Annotated in this window: 5 protein-coding genes, 3 pseudogenes and 1 riboswitch; of the genes and pseudogenes, 3 read left to right on the top strand and 5 right to left on the bottom strand. The window is 42.6% G+C overall.

Annotation, left to right across the window (positions count from 1 at the left end):
• Positions 1-49: 49 nt before the first annotated feature.
• Positions 50-277: pseudogene (locus HMPREF0494_RS10560) on the top strand (aldo/keto reductase); the annotation flags it as partial.
• 177 nt (positions 278-454) lie between these two features.
• On the opposite strand, the pseudogene HMPREF0494_RS10555 reads toward HMPREF0494_RS10560, so the two are convergent.
• The 5 genes and pseudogenes from HMPREF0494_RS10555 to HMPREF0494_RS10540 form a co-directional block, all read right to left on the bottom strand.
• A pseudogene (locus HMPREF0494_RS10555) lies at positions 455-877 on the bottom strand (recombinase family protein); the annotation flags it as partial.
• Positions 878-886: 9 nt separating this feature from the next.
• Positions 887-1,686 (bottom strand): IS5 family transposase gene (locus HMPREF0494_RS11170; protein WP_162920435.1). Its coding sequence is split into 2 segments (ribosomal slippage): positions 887-1,398 and positions 1,398-1,686, totalling 801 coding nucleotides; the frame shifts between segments, so codons are not numbered across the junction.
• Positions 1,687-1,820: 134 nt separating this feature from the next.
• Positions 1,821-2,474, bottom strand: coding sequence for an energy-coupling factor transporter transmembrane component T family protein (locus HMPREF0494_RS10550; protein ID WP_040459094.1), 654 nt, complete (start codon positions 2,472-2,474; stop codon positions 1,821-1,823).
• A complete protein-coding gene (locus HMPREF0494_RS10545; protein WP_007124967.1) occupies positions 2,475-3,905 on the bottom strand; it encodes an ABC transporter ATP-binding protein in 1,431 nt (476 codons plus the stop codon).
• Positions 3,906-3,920: 15 nt separating this feature from the next.
• Positions 3,921-4,511 carry an ECF transporter S component gene (locus tag HMPREF0494_RS10540; RefSeq protein ID WP_040459093.1) on the bottom strand — a complete coding sequence of 197 codons (591 nt, stop codon included), beginning with the start codon at positions 4,509-4,511 and terminating at the stop codon, positions 3,921-3,923.
• Between the two features lie 245 nt (positions 4,512-4,756).
• A riboswitch (TPP riboswitch) is annotated at positions 4,757-4,845 on the bottom strand.
• Positions 4,846-4,966: 121 nt separating this feature from the next.
• On the opposite strand from HMPREF0494_RS10540, the gene HMPREF0494_RS10530 reads away from it, so the two are divergent.
• Together HMPREF0494_RS10530 and HMPREF0494_RS11330 are read left to right on the top strand one after the other, a co-directional pair.
• Entirely contained in the window at positions 4,967-5,779 is an 813-nt protein-coding gene (locus HMPREF0494_RS10530; RefSeq protein WP_035177978.1) for an HAD-IIB family hydrolase, read from the top strand.
• Positions 5,780-5,862: 83 nt separating this feature from the next.
• Positions 5,863-5,976: pseudogene (locus tag HMPREF0494_RS11330) on the top strand (IS5/IS1182 family transposase); the annotation flags it as partial.
• Positions 5,977-5,984 lie beyond the last annotated feature (8 nt).

Genomic DNA, 5,984 nt, shown 5'->3' with positions numbered 1-5,984 from the left:
CTCCCGTCATGGGGGTCGTGATCGGTCTGGCCATCGAAGGAAATATAACATGGATTACATGACATTAAACAACGGGGAGAAGGTGCCACAACTAGGATTTGATGTTTATCAAATTCCAAATGAAGAAATCAAAGAAGCGGTATACCAAGCCGTTACAGCTGGTTATCGTTTGATTGATACGGCAGTTTCATACGGTAACGAAGCGGAAGTAGGCGCTGGTGTTGCGCGTGCAATTGCTGACGGTCTTGTTTCTCGAGAAGATCTGTTTATCACAACTTGTTGACTCTTATCATCAAGCACAACTCACTTATAAAAAATAAAAAGCGAAGAAGCATACTGTTTCTTCGCTTTTTATGTACAAATTTTGGGGAATCGGTCCCCTCACGGGGACCCCTTAAAATCACTCCAAAAACTTGACATTAATCCCGTTTTTAATTTACCTGACATATAAGTCTTATCTCTTGATATTAAACTTTTTGCGATATCTGATAAAGGTCGCCCGTTTAATCCCGGTATTACGAGCCACATCTACATCACTCATGCCCGCCTGATAAAGTTTAAAAGCATGTTGCAAGCGGGGATCGTCTTGGGTGTATTGGGGTTTGCGCCCATGATATTTGCCCTGCTGCTTAGCTAAGGCAATCCCTTGTTGCTGACGTTCGATGATCCGCTTACGTTCGCTTTCCGCCTGATACTTATACAGTTCAACAATCAAGTTGGTCATCAGTTGACGTAAATTTGGGTCAGCAATCCCTGTCATGGACGGTAAATTCAACACATCTAGGGTGGCGCCTTTATTTTGAATGGTGTTCATAATCTGAGTTAAGTCCTGATTGTTTCTGCCTAAACGATCTAGTTCAGTGACCATGACAATATTAGAAACTGTTTAGTATCTTTTGAGAAGTAACCTGATAAAAGCTAACGAAACCATCATGAGACTAGTGTTGAGCTTACGCTCACAGTTACGCCATAAACGATGATAATTTCCCAACCAACTAAATGAACGTTCAATGAGCCACCGTTGGGGGATAACCGAAAATTGGTGTAACTCATTTCTTTTAACGACGATTACCTTGGCTGAGGTTAAACTGCTAATCTCATTGGCAAAATTTTGGCCGGTATAACCACTATCAACCATCATGGTTCGAACCAATTTAAACTGCTCTAAATTAAGGGTGACGAGGGCAATCGCCCCGTCACGATCAGTGATGTTAGCCCGGGTAATATGGATCGCTTGCGGGAATCCATTGATGTCGACGGCTAAGTGCCGTTTAATCCCCGAGATCTTCTTACCACCATCGTAACCCTTATTTTCAGCGGTAGCGGTGTTCTTAATGCTTTGGGCATCTAAAATGACGAACGAAGTTCGGGCTGACCGCCCTTGCCTTAATCGTCGATCAGCGACAATTTTTTTAAAACCTGAGTTAATAAAGCTGGTTTATCAGGGGTGGGGGCTTTTGACCAACTCATCCAATAGTAGTAAACGGTGGACCACTTTGGATAATCAGCCGGCAAATCACGCCAAGTACAGCCATTTTTAAGGACATAGAGCATGGCACAGAAGATATCATAAGGATCGATGTGTTTTGGGTGAGTTCGTTTTCTTGAAGCTTCCAGATCCTGACGGATCAAATCGAATTGTTGCCGAGAAATATCGCTTTGGTAATGATGACTAAAATGTTGCATATGATCACCAACTTTTTTGACAGTAGTTTATCAAATTATTGGGTCAAAATCAAAGATACTAAACAGCTTCTTATATGGAGTGGTGCTGTTTTGTGTAGCAGTCCTAGAAAGTGTGCGGAGCTAAGCAATTAGCACTAATATCGAATCAAAAACAACATTACCTGAACGGCAATCAGCAGCACAATAAACACAGTCCAATCGAGTGCGGTGATGCGGATTACTTTATAATGGGTTCGTGGTTCGTCTTCCACAAAGCCGTGGGACGTCATGGCTTCTGCCAAATTTTGCGACCACTGAATCGAAGAAAGAATCGCTTTGAAGTAAAGTCGGGGAGACCAGACGTGAAAGACTTCACCACGCATTAGCGCTGAGGTTTTGATAATTTGAACTTCTTCCCTGATTTTGGGCATTAAGTTAAAGGCCGCTAAAACGCCATAGGCGAATTTTGACGGTAACCGAAAGTCTTGCTCAAGCGTGAGCGACAGGTCGGTAATACTGCTTGTCAGCGTGAATGTGGCCCCTAAAAAGACGTACGCGTAGATTCGGGTAAACAGCACCCAGGCAAAATGAATGCCGGCAGAGCCGTACAGCCATTGGGATACAAATAATCCCAAAGCAGGAAAGAGCGGCCAAAAAACAAGCAGAAACAGCGTCTTGAAATTCATCCGTTTAACCATGACATAGCCAAAGCTGACGGCAATGAGGATCACATTGACGATCAGACTTTGCGTAAACGAAATTTCCAGTGCAATCAGGACGACTAATAATAATTTCATTCCGGGATTCAATTAGATAACCCCCTGGTAAGTCAGATTTTGGTTTTCAAAGTGGGCGTGGTAATCAATTAAGTCTTCCAGCCCGGAGAGTTGGTGCGAGATAACAATTTGGGTTTGCCCGTATTTGGTTTTGGCAGTTTTCAAAAAACCGGTAATTAGTCGCAGGGATTTATAATCAAGCCCCTTGAATGGTTCGTCCAACAGCAGAACGGGCGGATTCATGATGAGCATTTCAACGATCTGCAGTTTTTTCTTTTGACCTTCACTCAGCGAGTAGACGACTTGGTCATCACGTCCCTGCATATCCAATTTGGCCAGCATTTGATCGACCTGCTCATGGGTATAAGCTTGGTTGAATCGGTTGGCAAATGAAAGGTCAAGTTCCTCTTTAACAGTGACGTTTAAAAATTGGTTTTCGGCATCCTGAAACAGCAAGGTGACGTTTTTTGCGTAGTTTAAGGGCTTAATCTTTTTAATGTTTTTGTCTGTATATAAGATTGTGCCGGTATAGGGGAGCAATTTTGTCAGAGCATTAAACAAAGTTGATTTACCAATCCCGTTGGCGCCGGTAATCAACGTCGTTTTTTGTTTGTAAAAATTAAAGTGATCCAGTTTCAGCAGCAATGAATCATGTGGTGACAGTTTGAAATCTCGCAACTTTAAGATTGATTGCGCATCGGTCTTTGGCGGTAGGTCCAGTTGCTTGTTGATCGTTTGGGTAGATTCGAAATTATCAAAGAAATGTTGCGCTTCCTGCTGATTTAGCAGGTTGATTCGGTGGCTTTTGGGATCTAAGTAGTAAAATTCGTCGATAATACCTTGATAATTACCCAAATCATGATCGGCCAGAATAATGGTTTTACCGTGTTTTTCCTGCAGTTCTTTTAGTTTATGAATCAAATCGATTCGTGAGCCGGGGTCGATACTGGCAAAGGGTTCGTCAAGGACAATCACCGGTGCGTCCATCGCGACAATGCAGGCCAGGGCGACCCGCTGCTTCTCACCGCCGGACAGCGTATTGATTACCCGGCTTTTAAGCTCTTGAATGCCACAGAAAGTTAGTGCCTGATCGATAATGGCGTCCATTTTGGCTGGTTCAGTACGGATATTTTCCAAGACAAAGGTCATTTCGTGGATAACGGTATCCATCGCAAATTGCTGGTTGGGGTTTTGAAACATCATCGCCACTTGCCGGCTGATTTGATTTAGCGGGATGTCTTTGAGGTTGGTTTGACCAAATTTAATAGTTCCCGTCGCGTCATTGCCGATAAATCTTGGATATAGTCCGGCGATAAAGTAAAGAAGCGTTGATTTCCCACTTCCGGACGGACCGGAGAGCAGTGAGAAATGATTATGTTTAAACGTCAGGTTGAGATTATTTAACACCTTGGTTTCACTTTTTGGGTATTGATAGGTGAAGTCGGTAATCGATACGTCAGTCATAGCCAAAAACTCTATCTATAAACTAAATGCATTACTACGATCCAGTAATTTCACAATCATTTTGGTGAGAATACCGCCAAAAATGAAGGTTGAAATATAGCGGGTTACAAACAGACCGATTAACAACGGCAACGCAAACTTGTTATAACCATTTTTATACATATCCCATGCAAAGGTTACAACTACAGTTGTTAAAATTGACGCGTTGAGTGATACCCAATCGTAACGTTTGTATCCGGTGAGGGTAAAGCCAAGCTCGGAGCCGACTCCTTGAACCAGTCCGGAAATAAAGGCACCGGCACCCCATTGACCACCGAGAAAGACTTCAACAGCCGCACCCAGAAATTCACCAAGAAACGCCGAGCCGGCTGTTCGAATGAGGAAACCGGTTAATGGACCGGCCATGCACCAAAGCCCCATCAAGATATCATTGGCGAATGGTGCGGCACCAATTGGCGTTAATGCGACAGTTAAAGCTGTATAGAGGAATCCGATTCCCCAAAAAATGATGCCACAAAAAATAGCAATCAACGCAATCAAAATAATGTTTCGCAATGTCCATTTACTTTGATGCTGATGGTTGCTTGTTTGTGTCTTGTTTTCCATAAAAAAGACCTCCAATAAAAGTAGTTTGTGAAACAGTTTGGTCAAAGCCGGCAACCCAAAAACGATGGGTAGTGGGTAACCAAATTGGATACGCCCCTCTATTGGTGTGACAATCAGGTGGGAAAATGATAATTAAAAAATTGCAAATAAAACCAGGAATCTTGTCGGATAAGCATTGTAAGCAAAAAGAGGCTTGGACAAGATGTCCCAGCCTCGAAAGTCATCAATTCGCTTCATCCATTTCGTACACAACGGAATATGCTCCCTTCGCTGGTATTATCCAGATCAGGTTCGATGGGTTTCTCTCAGCCTAAAGGCACCCCAGATAAGTTGTATCATCATCGACTAGTATACTAAATATAAAATCGTTTTACAAACAGTAGAAAACCTTTAAAATTAAGATGTGGTCGTAATCAAAAGACCGATTAAAACTATAAACAGTCAGGAGTATTAATGTGATTAAAGTAATTGCAACCGATATGGACGGGACCTTTTTAAATGAAAAGGGAACTTTTGATGAAGTTAGATTTCAAGACCAATTAAACCGAATGACGCAAAAGCAAATGCATTTTATTTCCGCCAGCAGTAATCAATATCAACATCTGTTGGGAACGTTTAAAAATATTTCCGGTCCAATTTCGTATGTTTGTAACAATGGCGCGCTGGTTATTGACGAGCGTGGGGTCATTGTATCGGAAGATATTATTGACCACTTGGTTCTTAAGCAGGCACTTGATTGGCTGCTGACAACGCCGAATTTCTTTGGTGCCGAAATTATTTTAGTTGGTAAAAACGGGACTTATTGCAACCTGCCAAGCCAATCCAAACGTTTTCAGGCTTCGAAGTATTTCTATGAAAATATGCAATCGGCCAAGGACCTTCGCTTAATCTTTGATTCCATTTATAAGATTGATATTACTTGGGAAAGCGGTGGTGTCTTGGAACGGCAAAATGAATTTAATCATAAGTTTAGTGGCCGGCTCAGCGCAACCTCTTCCGGGATGAACGGCTTGGACATCATGAATGCCGGTGTCACCAAATTAACCGGTATTCAAACCCTGTTGGCTGATTGGCAGCTATCATTTGAGAACGTGGCGGCCTTTGGCGATAATGGCAATGACTTTGAGATGGTTAACGCCGCTGGAGAAGGCTACGCGATGAAAAATGCTGCTACGGATTTGTTGGCCAAAGTTGATCGGGTAACCGATCTAACCAATGATGAAGCGGGCGTTCAATCGCAAATTGACCGGTACTTAGACGAGAAATAGGTTTTCATCGGGATGTTGCGCTAATTCAGCAGCCAATGAATAGCTGTAAACCTGTTTGGTATCATGGTACCTGAAATAGTAAGTTTGGTTGGTTGGGAAATTATCATCGTTTATGGCGTAACTGTGAGCGTAAGCTCAACACTAGTCTCATGATGGTTTCGTTAGCTTTTATCAGGTTACTTCTCAAAAGATACTAAACAGCTTC

The organism is Limosilactobacillus antri DSM 16041 (assembly GCF_000160835.1).
GTDB lineage: Bacteria > Bacillota > Bacilli > Lactobacillales > Lactobacillaceae > Limosilactobacillus > Limosilactobacillus antri.
Note: the sequence above shows the minus strand (reverse complement) of the source record. Positions and strands in the feature narration are given on the sequence as shown.